A 15,794-nucleotide genomic window follows, 5' to 3' on the forward strand; every position below is an offset into this window, starting at 1 on the left:
GCACCCGCCGGGCAGCCCACCCCCGTCGGCCCGAGACTGGGCGCATGGGCCACTGGCTGCACCGCAACATCGTCGAACCCGGCAAGCTGCCGCTGCTCCTGGCCCTGACCGCGTTCGTCGTCACCTTCCTGGTCACCCGGGTCATCACCCGTCTCATCCGCGCGGGCAAGGGCCCCTTCGGCAACATCAGCACGGGCGGGGTGCACATCCACCATGTGGTGCCCGGCGTCATCCTGACGATCCTGGGCGGCTTCGGGGCGGTCGCGAGCGCGCGGCACGGCTTCGGGTCGGCGGCGTTCGCGGTGGTGTTCGGGGTCGGCGCCGGTCTGGTGCTGGACGAGTTCGCGCTGATCCTGCACCTGGACGACGTCTACTGGACGGAGGAGGGGAGAAAGAGCGTCGAGGTCGTCGTGCTCACCGCGGCTCTGGTGGGGCTGATGCTGTCCGGGTTCTCGCCGTTCGGGGTCAACGACATGAGCCAGGAGGAGCTCAAGGACCGCGGCAGTGTCATCACGACCGTGCTGGTCAACTTCCTCTTCGCCCTGGCCGTACTGCTCAAGGGCAAGGCGCGGATGGCCATCTTCAGCGTCGTCGTCCCGTTCGTGGGCATCATCGGCCTGGTCCGCCTGGCCCGCCCCGGCTCACCCTGGGCCCGCCGCTTCTACCGGCGCCGCCCGCGGGCCCGCGCCAGGTCGATCCTGCGCGCCTACCACCACGACCGCCGATGGGCCGGACCCAGCCGCCGCCTTCAGGACCTGATCGGCGGCAAGCCCGACCCCGACCCGGCCCTCGACGCCGGCCGCCGGTGACGCGGGGCCGACACCGCGCACAGCACCAGCACCGCCGCGATCGCCGCCAGATGCTCCTTGCCCGCGAGGTTGTCCTTCAGCAGCACCTCCACCACCATCGCGACGATCACCACGCCCGCGGTGACGTACGCCCGGTACCGCCAGCCCAGGAACACCGCCAGCCCCACCACCGCCGCCGACGGGCCGGTGTCCACGACCAGGGCGTCCGAGGCGGGCAGGCCGAGCGGGCTGTCGGGACCCAGCCCGATGCCCACGCGCGCGTACAGCGTGCCGGCGAGGGTGGCGACGTAGGCGATGACGAGCGTGCGCCACCAGCCCAGACAGATCTCCGCGATGCCGAACACCAGCAGGATCTGGGCGAGGGCGCCCCAGACGGGGAGGTCGAGGGCGGGGACGAACAGCGACAGGGGAGTGCGGAGCAGGGCCGGCCAGAGGGGATCCTCGGCCCGCACGGCCCCCACGTCCTCGACGAACCGGAAGCCCCACGCCTGGTTGTGGACGACGTGCAGCACCGCCGTCAGACCCACCACCCCGACCGTCATCGGCGCCGCCCGCCACCGCCGCCGGACCAGCGGTCCGCGTACGGCGAGGTACAGCGGCCCCCATTCGGCACGGGCCCAGCGGGCGAGCGTCGTCATCTCGGTTTCTCCAGGTGCGTCCGGTGCCTCCCCGGCAGCTCCAGGAAGCCTTCCGCGCGCGCCGAGGCGAGCCCGATGCGCGGCAGGTCCGCGCTCTTCTCGAAGAGCAGGAACCGCGGCTCCCAGATGGGCCGGTACTTGGCGTTGGCGCGGTACAGGGACTCGATCTGCCACCAGCGCGAGAAGAAGCTGAGCAGCGACCTCCACAGTCGCAGCACGGGTCCCGCACCGAGCCGTCCACCACGTTCGAAGACCGACCTGAACATCGCGAAGTTGAGTGACACCTGAGTGATCCCGATCTCGCGGGCCCGCCGCAGCAGATCGATCACCATGAACTCGACCAGCCCGTTGTCCGAGTCCCGGTCGCGCCGCATCAGGTCCAGTGACAGCCCGTGCGGCCCCCAGGGCACGAACGACAGCAGCGCCCTCAACTCGCCCTGGCCGTCCCTGCATTCGAGCATCACGCAGCGCCCGTCCCGCGCGTCCCCGAGTCGCCCCAGCGCCATGCTGAACCCGCGCTCGGTGGCCCCGTCCCGCCAGTCGTCGGCACGCTTGACCAGCGCGGCCATCTCCTCGGCCGGAATCTCCTCGTGCCGCCGGATCCGCACCATGTACCCGGCCCGCCGCACCCGGTTGTAGGCCTGCCGCACGGTCCGCATGGCCCGCCCCTCCAGCGTGAACTCGGCGACCTCCACGAGTGCCTCGTCCCCGAGCTCCAGCGCGTCCAGCCCGTGCCGCGCGTACACGGTTCCCGCCTCCTCGCTCGCCCCCATCACGGCCGGGATCCACCCGTGCGCCCGCGCCTGGTCGAGCCACGGCTCGATGGCGCCGGGCCAGGCCTCCGGGTCGCCGAGCGGATCCCCGGAGGCCAGGGCCACACCTCCTACGACGCGATAGGCGACGGCGGCCTTCCCGCTCGGCGACCAGACCACGCTCTTCTCCCGGCGCAGCGCGAAGTAGCCCAGCGAGTCCCGGTCGCCGTGCCGGTCGAGGAGCTCCCGCAGCCGCTTCTCGTCGTCGTCGGTCAGCGGGTCGACGGCACGGCGGGAGCGGAAGGCGGCGTAGAGGACGGCCAGGAGGAGGACCGTACTGAGTGCGTTGACGGTGACGTCGACCCAGTTGGGGGTGGCGATGCCGGGGGAGCGGAAGTCGGTGATGGAGACCAGGCGCAGGGTGCCGTAGCGCCAGCAGGCGGCGAAGGTGGAGTGCCGTTCGTTGGTCACCGTCACCAGCAGCGCCGCGAGCAGCGAGGAGACGAGCAGCCCGCCCGCGCCGACGGCCGCGGCCAGCTTCGGGTTGGCCCGGTCACCCTTGGCGTAGAACTCCCGCCGGCCGAGCAGCAGTGCGCTCACGAAGGCGGCGGTGAGGGTCAGCGACACCCAGTTCTGCGGGTGCCGCCGGATCTCCGGGAACACCATGGCGAACGCGAACAGCGCGAGGAACGCCCCGCTCAGCCCGAGGTTGAGCAGCCATGCGGCCCGCTTGCGGCGCCGCATGGTGATCGCCAGGAACGCCGTGAAGACCCCGGAGGCGAAGCCGGCGGTCAGCAGATACGGCGTGAACAGATCCTCCTGGTTGTGCCGCCGCACGTCCTGCCCCAGGGACACCCACACCGCACTGAGGAAGTTGACGAACGCGACGAGCCGGAGGTACCAGACGGCAAATCGGGCGTATCCCATGAGAGGGGATCATATGGGCGCCCATGTCCGTTGTGCCGGACCTACTCCTCCTTCTCCGGCTCCTCCTCGACGGCCGGCTCCGGCCGCTCGGGCAGCTCGGCCGCCAGCGCCGCCGCGGCCTGCACCAACGGCAGCGCGAGCAGCCCCCCGGCGCCCTCTCCCACCCGCACTCCGTGGTCGAGCAGCGGCTCAAGGGCCATCCGGTCCAACGCCTTCGCCTGGCCCGGCTCCCCGGAGTCGTGTGCCGCCAGCCACCAGTCCGGCGCCCGGAAGGCGATCCGCTGGCCCACCAGCGCACAGGCGGCGACGACCACCCCGTCCAGGACCACCGGCAGCTTCCGCACCGCGGCCTGCAACAGGAACCCGGTGAGTGCGGCGAGGTCGGCCCCGCCGACGGTCGCGAGGAGCTGAAGCTGATCGCCGAGCACCGGCCGCGCCCGCCGCAAGGCGTCCCGGATCGCCGCGCACTTGCGCATCCACGTCAGGTCATCGATCGCGAGGCCGCCCCGCCCGGTCACCACCGACGCGTCGGTCCCGCACAGCGCGGCGATGAGCACGCCCGCCGCCGTGGTCCCGCCGACGCTCACATCGCCGAGCACCACCAGATCCGTACCGGAGTCGGCCTCCTCGTCGGCCACCGTCATCCCGGCCCGGAACGCGGCCTCCGCCTCCTCCAGGGTCAGCGCGTCCTCGACGTCGATACGACCGCTGCCGCGCCGCACCCGATGCCGGACGACATCCTCCGGCAGCGTCTCCGGGTCGGTGTCCAGCGCCATGTCGACGACCCGCACCGGCACCCCGAGCCGTCGCGCGAGCACCGACACCGGGCGCCCGCCCGCCAGTACCTCACGCACCAACTCCCCGGCGCTGCCCGCCGGTCGGGCCGAGACGTCGAGCTCGGCGATGCCGTGGTCACCGGCGAAGAGCACGACCCGCGGCCGTTCGACCGGCCGCACCGGCACGGCCGACTGCGCGGCGGCCAGCCACTCACCCAGGTCGTCCAGGCGGCCCAGCGACCCGGGCGGCACGATCTGGCGCTCACGACGCGCCTCGGCGTCGCGGCGCACCCCGCCGTCGGGGCGCTCGATCAGATCGGAGAAGTCGTCGAGATTAAGCGAGCTCATTCGCCGAACAGTACCGGCACCGATCGAACAGAACGGCGCCACATGGCCACCACGCCCCCCTGACGTCGTTGCTCCCAAGATCGAGATCCCTTACGTTCCGTTTTGTAGTGGATTGTCGTACGTCTCAGGGAGCCTCCATGAAACGCCTGCGCGCCCGTCTCACCGACCTCGACCGCAGACGACGCCACCGCTCGACGGCCCGCGCGATGCTGCGCCTGAACCCGGAACCGGAGAGCTGGCTCGACATCGGCACGGGCCACGCCCACTTCCCGGCCGCTGCCAAGGCGTTGTTCCCCTACACCTCCTTCGACGGCCTCGACACGACCACCGCCGTGCTGGTGGCCCGCGAGGCGGAACGGGTGGAGGAGGCCTACCTCGGCAGCCCGGCCTCCCCGCACCTCACCCGGGCGCTGACCGGCCGCTACGACGTGGTCAGCGTCCTGCACCCCACCGAGGAACTCGCCGCGGTCCTGACGTTCCTCCGCCCCGGCGGCCTCGTACTGGTGGAGACCACGGAGGCCGTCGAGACCCTGCGCCCCGCACTGGAGGCCGGGAGCTGCGCGATCCTCCCGTCCACCCGTCACGCCGCCCTCGACCGACTGTCGAGAACGACCCGGGTGATCGCCCGCCGGGCGCCCTCACCCGCGTAGCACCAGCGCCTGCCCCGCCACCACCAGCAGCACCTGCTCGCACTCCCCGGCGAACGCAGCGTTCAGCCGCCCGAGTTCGTCCCGGTAGCGGCGCCCGGACGCGGTGGCGGGGACGATCCCCGACCCCACCTCGTTCGACACGGCGACGACGGTCCGCCGCGTCGCCCGCACCGCCTCCGTCAACTCCCGCACCCGCTCCCGCAGTGCCCGCTCCCCGCCCCCGGCCCACTCCGCGTCGTCCCACGCCCCGACGGCGTCCATGGCGTCCGTCAGCCACAGCGACAGACAGTCGATCAGCAACGGCGGCCCCTCGTCGGCGAGCAGCGGCACCAGGTCACAGCTCTCGGTCGTACGCCACGACCCCGGCCGCCGCTCCCGGTGCGTGGCGACCCGCGCCGCCCACTCGCCGTCCCCGTCGCGTGTCCCGCCCGTGGCCACGTACAGCACATCCGGGAAGGCCTCCAGCCGCCGCTCCGCCTCCACCGACTTCCCGGACCGCGCCCCGCCCAGCACGAACGTCCGCCGCGGCACATCCGGTACGTCCTCGTAGGCGCCGACGGCCAGCGTCGTCCCGTCGGGCACGACCCGCGCCCCGGCCGCCGCGAGCCGCCGCCGCACCTCGGCACCCGGCGGCACGTCATGGTCCAGATGCACGGCGACCACATCGGTGGTCGGCCCCACGGCCCCCACCGCCCGCAGCCTGGCCAGCGCGTCCGGCCGCTCCACGACATCGGCGAGGACCATGTCGTAGACGTCCCTGCCGTTGTCCTCCAGCCCCGCGGGAGCCCCGCCCGGCGGCAGATACAGCAACCGCTGCCCGTCCGGCCCGGTGACCGCGTACCCGGTCCCCGGCGCGTCCATCGCCACCGCCCGCACCCGATGCCCCGTCAGCAGCGCCAACTCCCGCCCGTCCGGCACCCGCCCCGGCTGCGGCAGCCCCGCGGGCACCTCGACGGCGGGCCCGTCGTGCGGATGCGACAACAGCACCTGCCGCACCCCGCCCAACGAATGCCCGGCCCGAGCGGCGGCGAAGGCGACGCCGGGCGTGAGATCGATCATGAGCGCCCCGTCGACGAGCAGCGCGGTGGCGGCACGGGCGTCGACACCGAGCGCGACAGCACACGAGGAACAGGGGCAGGAGGGCCGGGGGAGCCCCGAGGGCCCGCCGGTACCGAGCAAAGTCACGTCCACAGGACTGATTTTCGCCGGTAACTTCTGATCATGCGCGCGCTGCATGCCCTGAAGGGCGCGGGGAACTGCGCGATCAACCCCCACGCAGCCGCGGACAACCGAATAGGCTCTGAACCCTAGTCATACCTGGGAGGCGTACATGGCGGCATGGACGTGGCGATTCGAGAAGGCCGACGGGACGGAGGTCCAGCCCGCGGTGCAACCCGAGGAGTTCACCACGCAGGGGGATGCCGAGTCCTGGGTCGGTGAGTTCTGGAAGGACCTTGCCGAGGGCGGCGCGGATCAGGTGCACCTGTTCGAGGACGGCACGAAGATCTACGGCCCGATGAGCCTGCACGCCGAAGAGGCGTAAGCCACGGAGAAGGGGGCGGCCACAGAACAGTGGCCGCCCCCTTCTCGTCCTACTGCTCGCCCAGCGTCACATCCGCCGTCTTCTCGTCGCCGTCCCGCGTGTACGTCACCGTCACCTTGTCACCCGGCGACTCCGTCGCCAGCGCCTCCGACAGGGACGTGATGGTGGTGATGCCGGTGTCGCCCAGCGTGGTGATGATGTCGCCGGCCTCCAGGCCGGCCTTGTCCGCGGCCCCGCCGCCCTTCACCTCGACGACCGCGACCCCGGCGGCCCGGAAGCGGTCGTCCACGACCGTGCGGCCGGTGATGCCGAGCGCGGCCCGGCCCGAGTCGGTGACCTTGCCGTTCTCGACGATCTGGTCGGCGACCGTCTTCACCATCGACGAGGGGATCGCGAACCCGATCCCGGGCGCCGCGCTGTCCCCGAAGTTGGGGTCGGTCGCGGCGAGCGTCGGGATGCCGATGACCTGACCGTCGAGGTTGACGAGGGCACCACCGCTGTTGCCCGGGTTGATGGCCGCGGACGTCTGGACCATGTTGGCGATGGTCGCCCCCGTACCGCCGTCGCTACGGCCCTCCGTGACGGTCCGTCCGGTCGCCGAGACGATGCCCTGCGTCACGCTGGACGACAGTCCGAGCGGTGAGCCCATCGCCAGCACGATCTGGCCCACCTCGACCTTCGAGGAGTCCGCGAACGTCGCCGCCTTCAGCCCGTCCGGCACCTTGTCCAGCTTGATGACGGCGAGATCCTGATCCGGGTAGGAGTAGACGAGCTTCGCCGACAGGGTGTTCTCGCTGTTCGCCGTGGTCACCTGGAAGGTCTTCTCGTCGCCGACGACATGCGCGTTGGTGACGATGTGTCCGTTGTCGTCGTAGACCACCCCGGAGCCCAGGTCGCCGGAGGCCTGGATCTGCACGACCGACGGCAGGACCTCCTTGATGACCTTCTGGTAGTCGGACTGGAGGTCGCGGTTCACGGCGGGAGCGGCGGCCTGGGAGGTCGGATCCTGCTGCTCACCCGAAGAACCGGAGGAACCGGAGTCGGAACATCCGGCGAGCAGGGCGACGGAACAGACGAGCGCGGCGAACGGCACGACAAGGCGGAGGGCACGGCGGCGGAAAGCGTCCATGCCCCGAGTCTCACGTCAGGGTGAATGTCCAGCTTGCGGTGTACACCCGAACGGGCGCTTCAGCCCCGTACCCCGCACAGGTGCAGCAGTGCCGCGACCGCCCGGTACGGATCCGTCCGCCCGGCCCGCTCCTCGGCCACCAGCAGCGACTCCACATCGGCCGGGATCTCCGCCTCGTCCGCCGCGGTGTCGGTGAAGACCCGCACGCCGTACCAGGCCTGGAGCGGCGCCCCGATCCCGGCGAGCGTCGCGGTCAGCGCGGCCAGCCGGTCGGCGCGTACGTCGAGTCCGAGGCGGTTGGTGTACGAGACGGTGTCGAAGGAGTCGAGCGCGCCCGCCCAGTCACCCGACAGCCCCGGCCGCATGGCCAGCGCGTCCGCGTTGCGCACGAGCAGCGAGACCAGCCCGCCCGGCGCGAGCATCCGCGCGAGGCCCGCCAGCAGGGCGTCCGGCTCCTCGACGTACATGAGCACGCCATGGCAGAGCACCACGTCGAAGCTGCCCGGCAGGAAGTGCACCCCGGTGTCCCGGCCGTCGCTCTGGACCAGCCGCACCCGCTCCCGGATGCCCTCCGGCTCGCCGGCCAGCGCCTCGCGGGCGGCCATCAGCATCGTCGGGTCCTTCTCGACGCCGGTCACCTGGTGCCCGGCCCGGGCCAGACGCAGCGCCTGCGTGCCCTGACCCATGCCGACGTCAAGCACCCGCAATCGCTGCCCGACCGGGAAACGCCCGGCTATCTGCTCGTCGAGCTGCCGGGCCACCAGCTCCTGTCGTACGACGTCCCGCAGTCCGCCCAGCTTGTTCAGCCAGGCATCCGCGCCCCCGGTGAACGGCGTTGTGCTCAGGGCCGCTCTCCGCGCTTGACCTGCGGCTTGGGCAGCCGGAGCCGGCGCATCTGGAGGGAGCGCATGAGGGCGTAGGCCACCGCGCCCTTCCGGTTCTGGTCCGGGAAGCGCTCGGCGAGCCGCTTCTTGAGGCGCAAGCCCGTGAGAATCGAGTCGAGCACGATCAGCACGATCACGACGAGCCACAGCAGCAGCGCGATGCTCTGGAGCGCACCGACCTGCACCATGCTCAGCACGAGGATCACCACGGCCATGGGCAGGAAGAACTCCGCCACGTTGAACCGCGAGTCGATGGTGTCGCGCGCGAACTTGCGGACCGGGCCCTTGTCTCGCGCAGGCAGGTACCGCTCGTCACCGCCCGCGAGCGCCTGGCGCTGCTTCTCCATCTGCGCGCGGCGCTCGTCGCGCTGGCGCTTGGCGGCGTCCTTGCGCGTCATCGACGTATTGGCGACGCTGCGGCGCTGGGTCTGGGCCTCACTGCGCTTTGGCGTGGGGCGACCCTTGGGGGCCTGCGGGTCGCGGGGCTGCTTGGAGTCGGTCAGCGACGCCTGGTCGGCGGTCGCGGCCTTCTCTTCCTTGGCACGGCTTCGGAACACAAAACCCAAGGGTACGGGGTGCCCGGGGTTGGACCCCAGCCCGGTGGGGAACGATCCGGCAACACCAGTCGTCATGTAGGGGGACAGAGGGGACGTCCGGTGACCGACTGCTCACCCTGAAGGTCACCTACTCCTCACGCCGGAGCAAGGCCTTGGCCAGTCGTCCTTGGGGATGAGCGCATCCGTCCCCGGACAGTGCGTCAATGGATGCAGGGCCCGTACTGTGGGTTCTGTCGCAGACCTGTGAGCTGGAGTCCGTCAGAAGGGGGCGCGCGAAGCCCATGAGCGGTGTCATGAAGCGTATGGGGATGATCTTCCGCGCGAAGGCGAACAAGGCCCTTGACCGGGCCGAGGACCCGCGCGAAACCCTCGATTACTCGTATCAGAAGCAGCTGGAGCTGCTCCAGAAGGTCCGCCGCGGGGTGGCCGACGTGGCCACGTCCCGCAAGCGCCTGGAACTCCAGCTCAACCAGTTGCAGTCGCAGTCCACCAAGCTGGAGGACCAGGGCCGCAAGGCGCTCGCGCTCGGCCGTGAGGACCTCGCCCGTGAGGCGCTGTCCCGCCGGGCCGCGCTCCAGCAGCAGGTGACGGACCTCGAGACACAGCACGCGACGCTTCAGGGCGAGGAGGAGAAGCTCACCCTGGCGGCCCAGCGACTCCAGGCCAAGGTCGACGCCTTCCGTACGAAGAAGGAGACCATCAAGGCCACCTACACCGCCGCCCAGGCCCAGACCCGTATCGGCGAGGCCTTCTCCGGCATCTCGGAGGAGATGGGCGACGTCGGCATGGCCATCCAGCGGGCCGAGGACAAGACGGCCCAGCTCCAGGCCCGCGCCGGCGCGATCGACGAGCTCCTCGCCTCCGGCGCCCTCGACGACCAGTCCGGCATGCACAAGGACGACATCCAGGCCGAGCTGGACCGGCTCTCCGGTGGTACGGATGTAGAGCTGGAACTGCAACGCATGAAGGCGGAGCTGGCCGGAGGTTCCTCGTCCCAGCAGGCCATCGAGGGCGGCCCCGGCCAGGCGCAGTCCCAGCAGCAGCCGCAGGACACCCCGCGCTTCGACAAGCAGTGACGGACAGCGGGGCCCACGCCTAGGAGGGCGACATGATCGTACGGATCATGGGGGAGGGGCAGGTGAGGCTGGCCGACGGCCACCTCACCGAGCTGAACAAGCTGGACGACGACCTGTTGGCCGAGATGGAGAACGGCGACGGCCCCGGCTTCCGCCGCACCTTCGACGCCCTCCTGGCCAAGGTCAGGGAACTGGGCGAGCCCTTGCCGGACGACGCCCTGGAACCCTCGGAACTGATCCTCCCCTCCCCGGACGCCACGCTGGAGGAGGTCCGGGAGATGCTCAGCGACGACGGTTTGATCCCGGGGTAGAAGGCCACTTTCCAGCCGACGGTGAACCGGTGGTGGGTGGGCACAGGCCGGGGGTCCGGGGGCGGAGCCCCCGGTGACGGCCACAGAAGGGCCCCGTACCTTGTCTGACGTGAGCACCGTCGACCGCGTCCGGCATCAGCTGAAGGCGCACCCCATGGCGCTGGACGCCGTACTCGCGGTCGGCGTCCTCGCCTGCATGGTGGCCGGCTCATTCGTGGACCCGCACGGACCCGACGGTGTCACCTGGGGCATCCGCACCCCGGACCCGCTCAGCCTCGTCCTCATCGGCCTCAGCGCCGCGGCCCTCGTCCTCCGCCGCCGCGCACCGATGACGGTGCTCGCCCTCACCGGCACCTTCTCCGTCATCGAGTGCGTCACCGGCGACCCCCGCGCCCCCGTCGCCATGTCCGCGGTGATCGCCCTCTACACCGTCGCCTCGGCCACCGACCGCCCCACGACCTGGCGGGTCGGGCTGCTCACGATGACCGTCCTCACCGCCGCCGCGATGCTCGGCGGCCCCCTCCCGTGGTACGCCCAGGAGAACCTCGGCATCTTCGCCTGGACCGGCATCGGCGCCACCGCCGGCGACGCCGTCCGCAGCCGCCGCGCCTTCGTGCAGGCCATCCAGGACCGCGCCGAGAAGGCGGAGCGCACCCGGGAGGAGGAGGCCCGTCGCAGGGTCGCCGAGGAGCGGCTGCGTATCGCCCGCGATCTGCACGACGTCGTCGCCCACCACATCGCCCTCGTCAACGTGCAGGCCGGGGTGGCCGCCCATGTGATGGACAAGCGCCCCGACCAGGCCAAGGAAGCCCTCGCCCACGTCCGCGAGGCCAGCCGCTCCGCGCTCAACGAACTCCGTGCCACCGTCGGCCTGCTCAGACAGTCCGGCGACCCCGAGGCGCCCACCGAGCCGGCCCCCGGCCTCGACCGCCTCGACGAACTGGTCGGCACCTTCCGCAGCGCGGGGTTGCAGGTCGAGGTCGCCCGCGCCGACGCCGGCACCACCCTGCCCGCCGCCGTCGGCCTCGCCGCCTACCGGGTCATCCAGGAAGCCCTCACCAACGTCCAGAAGCACGCGGGCGGTGCGGCGAAGGCCGAGGTCAGCGTCGTACGGGTGGGACCGAACATGGAGATCACCGTCCTCGACAACGGCGCCGGCGCCGAGGACTCCGGGGACGGCGGCGGCCACGGCCTGCTGGGCATGCGGGAGCGCGTCACCGCCCTGCGCGGCACCCTCACCACCGGCCCCCGTTACGGCGGCGGTTTCCGGGTGCATGCGATCCTGCCGGTCAAGACCCGCGGCGCCGCCGACGCCGTATGAGCGATGTGCGGAACTCAAGTGCACCCCGCGGAAGTTGTCGTGGCACCGGACCATCTGCCGTGGAGGCCCCCGTATGACCATCCGTGTCCTGCTCGCCGACGACCAGGCGCTGCTGCGCAGTGCCTTCCGGGTGCTCGTCGACTCCGAGGCCGACATGGAGGTCGTGGGAGAGGCGTCCGACGGGGCGGAGGCGGTGCGGCTGGCCAAGGAGGAGCGGGCGGACGTCGTCCTGATGGACATCCGGATGCCCGGCACCGACGGTCTCGCCGCCACCCGCATGATCAGCGAGGACCCCTCCCTGGCCCAGGTCCGGGTGGTCATCCTGACGACGTTCGAGGTCGACGACTACGTGGTGCAGTCGCTGCGGGCCGGCGCCTCCGGCTTCCTCGGCAAGGGCAGCGAACCCGAGGAACTGCTCAGCGCGATCCGGATCGCGGCCGGCGGCGAGGCGCTGCTGTCCCCGGCCGCCACCAAGGGCCTCATCGCCCGCTTCCTCGCCCAGGGCGACGGCGCCGACGAGAGCGCCGACCCGGCCCGCACCGCCCGTCTGGAGGCGCTGACCGTCCGGGAGCGTGAGGTTCTCGTCCAGGTCGCCGGCGGACACTCCAACGACGAGATCGCCGAGCGGCTCGAAGTCAGCCCGCTGACCGTGAAGACGCATGTCAACCGGGCCATGGCCAAGCTGGGCGCGCGGGACCGGGCGCAGCTCGTGGTGATCGCCTACGAGTCGGGGCTGGTACGTCCAAGGGTGGAGTGAACTCCACCCCTCGTACTGCGACCGGAGTATGCGCCGGATAAGGAAATGGACCTGGGGGCTACGAAACACCGGCCTCACAGGACACAGGGTGTAGGGGCCGCTTCTGCCGCTCACAGAATTGAGATCCCTGACCCATGTCCTGGCTGTCGAGATTCAGCCTCGCGCAACGTGCCCTCATAGGCCTGATGTCGATCATCGCGCTCGCCTTCGGTGCGATCGCGATCCCCCAGCTCAAGCAGCAGCTGCTGCCCTCCATCGAGCTGCCCATGGTGTCCGTGCTCGCCCCCTACCAGGGCGCCTCACCGGACGTCGTCGAGAAGCAGGTCGTCGAGCCGATCGAGGACAGCCTCGAAGCCGTCGACGGCATCGAGGGCGTCACCTCGACGGCCAGCGAGGGCAACGCCGTGATCATGGCGTCCTTCGACTACGGCCCCGACACCAAGCAGCTCGTCGCCGACGTCCAGCAGGCCGTCAACCGGGCCCGCGTTCAGCTGCCCGACTCCGTGGACCCGCAGGTCATCGCCGGTTCCACGGACGACATGCCGACCGTGGTCCTCGCCGTCACCTCGGACAAGGACCAGCAGGCCCTCGCCGACCAGCTCGACAAGACGGTCGTGCCGGAGCTGAAGTCCGTGGACGGCGTCGGCCAGGTCACCGTGGACGGCGTCCGCGACCTCCAGGTCACCGTCACCCCCAACGACGCGAAGCTCGCCAAGGCCGGTCTCATCCCGGCCGCCCTCGCCCAGGCCCTCCAGGCGGGCGGCGCGACCGTCCCGGCCGGCTCCTTCGACGAGGCCGGCGCCAACCGCACCGTCCAGGTCGGCGGCGGCTTCACCTCGGTCGGGCAGATCCAGGACCTGATGGTCACCGGAGAGGTCGGGAAGAAGCCCGTACGCCTCGGTGACGTGGCCACCGTGCGGCAGGAGCAGGCCGCCGCCGACGCCATCACGCGCACCGACGGCAAGCCCAGCCTCGCCGTGATGGTGACCATGGACAAGGACGGCAGCGCGGTCTCCATCTCCGACGCCGTCGAGGACAAGCTGCCCGCCCTGCGCAAGGACCTCGGCAGCGGCTCCGAGATCACCGTCGTCTCCGACCAGGGCCCGGCCGTCGCCAAGGCCATCGAGGGCCTGACCACCGAGGGCGGGCTCGGCCTGCTCTTCGCGGTCCTGGTCATCCTGGTCTTCCTGGCGTCGGTCCGCTCGACCCTCGTCACGGCGGTGTCCATCCCGCTGTCGGTGGTCCTCGCCCTGATTGTCCTGTGGACCCGCGACCTCTCGCTCAACATGCTGACGCTGGGCGCGCTGACCATCGCCATCGGCCGGGTCGTCGACGACTCGATCGTGGTCCTGGAGAACATCAAGCGCCATCTCGGCTACGGCGAGGAGCGCCAGGACGCCATTCTCAAGGCGGTCCGCGAGGTCGCCGGCGCGGTCACCTCCTCCACCCTCACCACGGTCGCCGTGTTCCTGCCGATCGGCCTGGTCGGCGGCATGGTGGGCGAGCTGTTCGGCTCCTTCAGCCTGACCGTGACGGCCGCGCTGCTCGCGTCCCTCGTCGTCTCGCTGACGGTCGTCCCGGTCCTGTCGTACTGGTTCCTGCGCGCCCCGAAGAACACCCCCGAGGACGCGGCGGAGGCCCGCCGCCTCGCGGAGGAGAAGGAGGCCAGGAGCAGGCTCCAGCGGCTCTACGTCCCCGTCCTGAGGTTCGCGACCCGCCGCCGTCTCACCAGCGTCCTGATCGCGGTCGTCATCCTCATCGGCACGTTCGGCATGTCCGGCCTGCTGAAGACGAACTTCTTCGACCAGGGCGAGCAGGAAGTCCTCACCGTCAAGCAGGAGCTGAAGCCCGGCACCAGCCTGGCCGCGACCGACGAGCAGGCGAGGAAGGTCGAGCAGCTGCTCGCCGACACCGAGGGAGTCAAGGACTACCAGGTCACCGTCGGCTCGTCCGGCTTCATGGCGGCCTTCGGCGGCGGCACCGACACCAACCAGGCCTCCTACTCGGTGATGCTGGACGACTCGGCCTCCTCCGACGACGTCCAGGACCGCATCGAGGCCGGCCTGAAGAAGCTCGACGGCATCGGTACGACGACCATCGCGGCCGGCGACGGCTTCGGCAACCAGGACCTGAGCGTCGTCGTGAAGGCGGCCGACGCGGGCGTCCTGCGCGAGGCGTCCGAGGAGGTGCGCAAGACCGTCGCGGGCCTGGACGACGTCACCGACGTCACCAGCAACCTCGCGCAGAGCGTCCCGCGTATCTCGGTCAAGGCCAACTCCAAGGCGGCGGCGGCCGGTTTCAACGACCAGACGCTCGGCGCGGCCGTCGCCCAGGCGGTCAAGGGCACCACCGCCGCCAAGGCGATCCTCGACGACACCGAGCGGGACGTCGTCATCCGGTCGGCGAAGCCCGCGCAGACCCTGGACGAGCTGCGGAACCTGAAGCTCGGCCCGGTGAAGCTCGGTGACATCGCCACCGTGAAGCTGGTGGACGGCCCGGTGTCGATGACGAGGATCGACGGTCAGCGCGCGGCGACCATCACCGCCAAGCCGACCGGCGACAACACCGGCGCGGTGAGCCAGGACCTCACCTCCAAGCTCGACGCGCTGAAGCTCCCGGCGGGCGCCACGGCCGAGATCGGCGGTGTCACCTCCGACCAGGACTCCGCGTTCAAGAACCTGGGCCTGGCGATGCTCGCGGCGATCGCGATCGTGTTCATGCTGCTGGTGGCGACGTTCCGCTCGCTCGCCCAGCCGCTGATCCTCCTCGTCTCCATCCCGTTCGCGGCGACGGGCGCGATCGGTCTGCTGATCCTCACCGGCACCCCGATGGGCGTCCCCGCGATGATCGGCATGCTGATGCTCATCGGCATCGTGGTGACGAACGCGATCGTGCTGATCGACCTCATCAACCAGTACCGCAGGCAGGGCTATCCGACGGTCGAGGCGGTCATCGAGGGCGGCCGGCACCGGCTCCGCCCGATCCTGATGACGGCCCTGGCGACGATCTTCGCCCTGCTGCCGATGGCCCTCGGGGTCACCGGCGAGGGCGGCTTCATCGCCCAGCCGCTCGCGGTGGTCGTGATCGGCGGTCTGATCACCTCGACCCTGCTGACCCTGCTCCTGGTCCCGACGCTCTACACGATGCTGGAGCTCCGCAAGGAGCGCCGCGCGAAGAAGCGGGCCCTGAAGCGGGAGAAGAAGGCGGAGGTACCGGCGCAGCCGGAACCCGCGGGGGTGTGAGGGTCCCGTAGGAGGTGCAGGAGGGCGGCCGGGTGACCGGCCGCCCTCTCTTTTTCCGTGCGTATTCTGTGGCC

15 protein-coding genes are annotated in these 15,794 nt (G+C 71.2%); 8 read left to right on the forward strand and 7 right to left on the reverse strand.

Annotated elements, in window-relative coordinates; all coding sequences use genetic code 11:
- Positions 1–44 precede the first annotated feature (44 nt).
- Positions 45–809, forward strand: a complete 765-nt coding sequence (locus OG866_RS31690) for a hypothetical protein (protein WP_329339988.1) — start codon at positions 45–47, stop codon at positions 807–809.
- Here OG866_RS31690 and OG866_RS31695 read toward each other — a convergent pair.
- Genes OG866_RS31695 through cobT form a run of 3 tightly spaced genes read right to left on the reverse strand, consistent with a single transcriptional unit; the run spans position 749 to position 4,250 of the window.
- Complete coding sequence (locus OG866_RS31695; RefSeq protein ID WP_329339990.1) at positions 749–1,447, reverse strand: hypothetical protein; 699 nt, start codon at positions 1,445–1,447, stop codon at positions 749–751. The genes OG866_RS31690 and OG866_RS31695 overlap by 61 nt on opposite strands.
- A complete protein-coding gene (locus OG866_RS31700; protein ID WP_329339992.1) occupies positions 1,444–3,126 on the reverse strand; it encodes a phosphatidylglycerol lysyltransferase domain-containing protein in 1,683 nt (560 codons plus the stop codon). The genes OG866_RS31695 and OG866_RS31700 overlap by 4 nt, the downstream gene beginning before the upstream one ends.
- A gap of 41 nt (positions 3,127–3,167) precedes the next feature.
- Positions 3,168–4,250 (reverse strand): nicotinate-nucleotide--dimethylbenzimidazole phosphoribosyltransferase, encoded by a 1,083-nt coding sequence (gene cobT, locus OG866_RS31705; protein ID WP_329339994.1) that lies wholly within the window; start codon positions 4,248–4,250, stop codon positions 3,168–3,170.
- Positions 4,251–4,387: 137 nt separating this feature from the next.
- On the opposite strand from cobT, the gene OG866_RS31710 reads away from it, so the two are divergent.
- Positions 4,388–4,900 (forward strand): methyltransferase domain-containing protein, encoded by a 513-nt coding sequence (locus OG866_RS31710; protein WP_329339996.1) that lies wholly within the window; start codon positions 4,388–4,390, stop codon positions 4,898–4,900.
- Here the strand turns inward: OG866_RS31710 and OG866_RS31715 are convergent.
- Positions 4,889–6,091: a bifunctional adenosylcobinamide kinase/adenosylcobinamide-phosphate guanylyltransferase gene (locus tag OG866_RS31715; protein WP_329339997.1), complete on the reverse strand. Its 1,203-nt coding sequence runs from the start codon at positions 6,089–6,091 to the stop codon at positions 4,889–4,891. The genes OG866_RS31710 and OG866_RS31715 overlap by 12 nt on opposite strands.
- A gap of 139 nt (positions 6,092–6,230) precedes the next feature.
- On the opposite strand from OG866_RS31715, the gene OG866_RS31720 reads away from it, so the two are divergent.
- A complete protein-coding gene (locus OG866_RS31720) occupies positions 6,231–6,443 on the forward strand; it encodes a hypothetical protein (protein WP_329339999.1) in 213 nt (70 codons plus the stop codon).
- Between the two features lie 49 nt (positions 6,444–6,492).
- On the opposite strand, the gene OG866_RS31725 is transcribed toward OG866_RS31720, so the two are convergent.
- From OG866_RS31725 to OG866_RS31735, 3 genes are all read right to left on the reverse strand, one after another.
- The gene (locus OG866_RS31725) at positions 6,493–7,572 is read right to left on the reverse strand and encodes a S1C family serine protease (protein ID WP_329340001.1); all 1,080 of its coding nucleotides are present in this window, start codon (positions 7,570–7,572) and stop codon (positions 6,493–6,495) included.
- Between the two features lie 59 nt (positions 7,573–7,631).
- The gene (locus tag OG866_RS31730; protein ID WP_329340003.1) at positions 7,632–8,333 is read right to left on the reverse strand and encodes a class I SAM-dependent methyltransferase; all 702 of its coding nucleotides are present in this window, start codon (positions 8,331–8,333) and stop codon (positions 7,632–7,634) included.
- An 80-nt stretch (positions 8,334–8,413) separates the two neighbouring features.
- Entirely contained in the window at positions 8,414–9,088 is a 675-nt protein-coding gene (locus tag OG866_RS31735; protein ID WP_329340005.1) for a DUF3043 domain-containing protein, read from the reverse strand.
- Positions 9,089–9,294: 206 nt separating this feature from the next.
- Here OG866_RS31735 and OG866_RS31740 point away from each other — a divergent pair, with 206 nt between their 5' ends.
- From OG866_RS31740 to OG866_RS31760, 5 genes are all read left to right on the forward strand, one after another.
- Positions 9,295–10,089, forward strand: coding sequence for a PspA/IM30 family protein (locus tag OG866_RS31740; protein ID WP_443063592.1), 795 nt, complete (start codon positions 9,295–9,297; stop codon positions 10,087–10,089).
- A gap of 32 nt (positions 10,090–10,121) precedes the next feature.
- A complete protein-coding gene (pspAA, locus tag OG866_RS31745; RefSeq protein WP_329340009.1) occupies positions 10,122–10,400 on the forward strand; it encodes a PspA-associated protein PspAA in 279 nt (92 codons plus the stop codon).
- A gap of 109 nt (positions 10,401–10,509) precedes the next feature.
- Positions 10,510–11,721 (forward strand): sensor histidine kinase, encoded by a 1,212-nt coding sequence (locus tag OG866_RS31750; protein ID WP_329340011.1) that lies wholly within the window; start codon positions 10,510–10,512, stop codon positions 11,719–11,721.
- A gap of 73 nt (positions 11,722–11,794) precedes the next feature.
- Positions 11,795–12,478, forward strand: a complete 684-nt coding sequence (locus OG866_RS31755; protein ID WP_329340013.1) for a response regulator transcription factor — start codon at positions 11,795–11,797, stop codon at positions 12,476–12,478.
- A 134-nt stretch (positions 12,479–12,612) separates the two neighbouring features.
- Positions 12,613–15,720, forward strand: coding sequence for an efflux RND transporter permease subunit (locus OG866_RS31760; RefSeq protein WP_329340014.1), 3,108 nt, complete (start codon positions 12,613–12,615; stop codon positions 15,718–15,720).
- Positions 15,721–15,794: the final 74 nt, after the last annotated feature.

It is taken from the genome of Streptomyces sp. NBC_00663, from assembly GCF_036226885.1.
Taxonomy (GTDB): domain Bacteria; phylum Actinomycetota; class Actinomycetes; order Streptomycetales; family Streptomycetaceae; genus Streptomyces.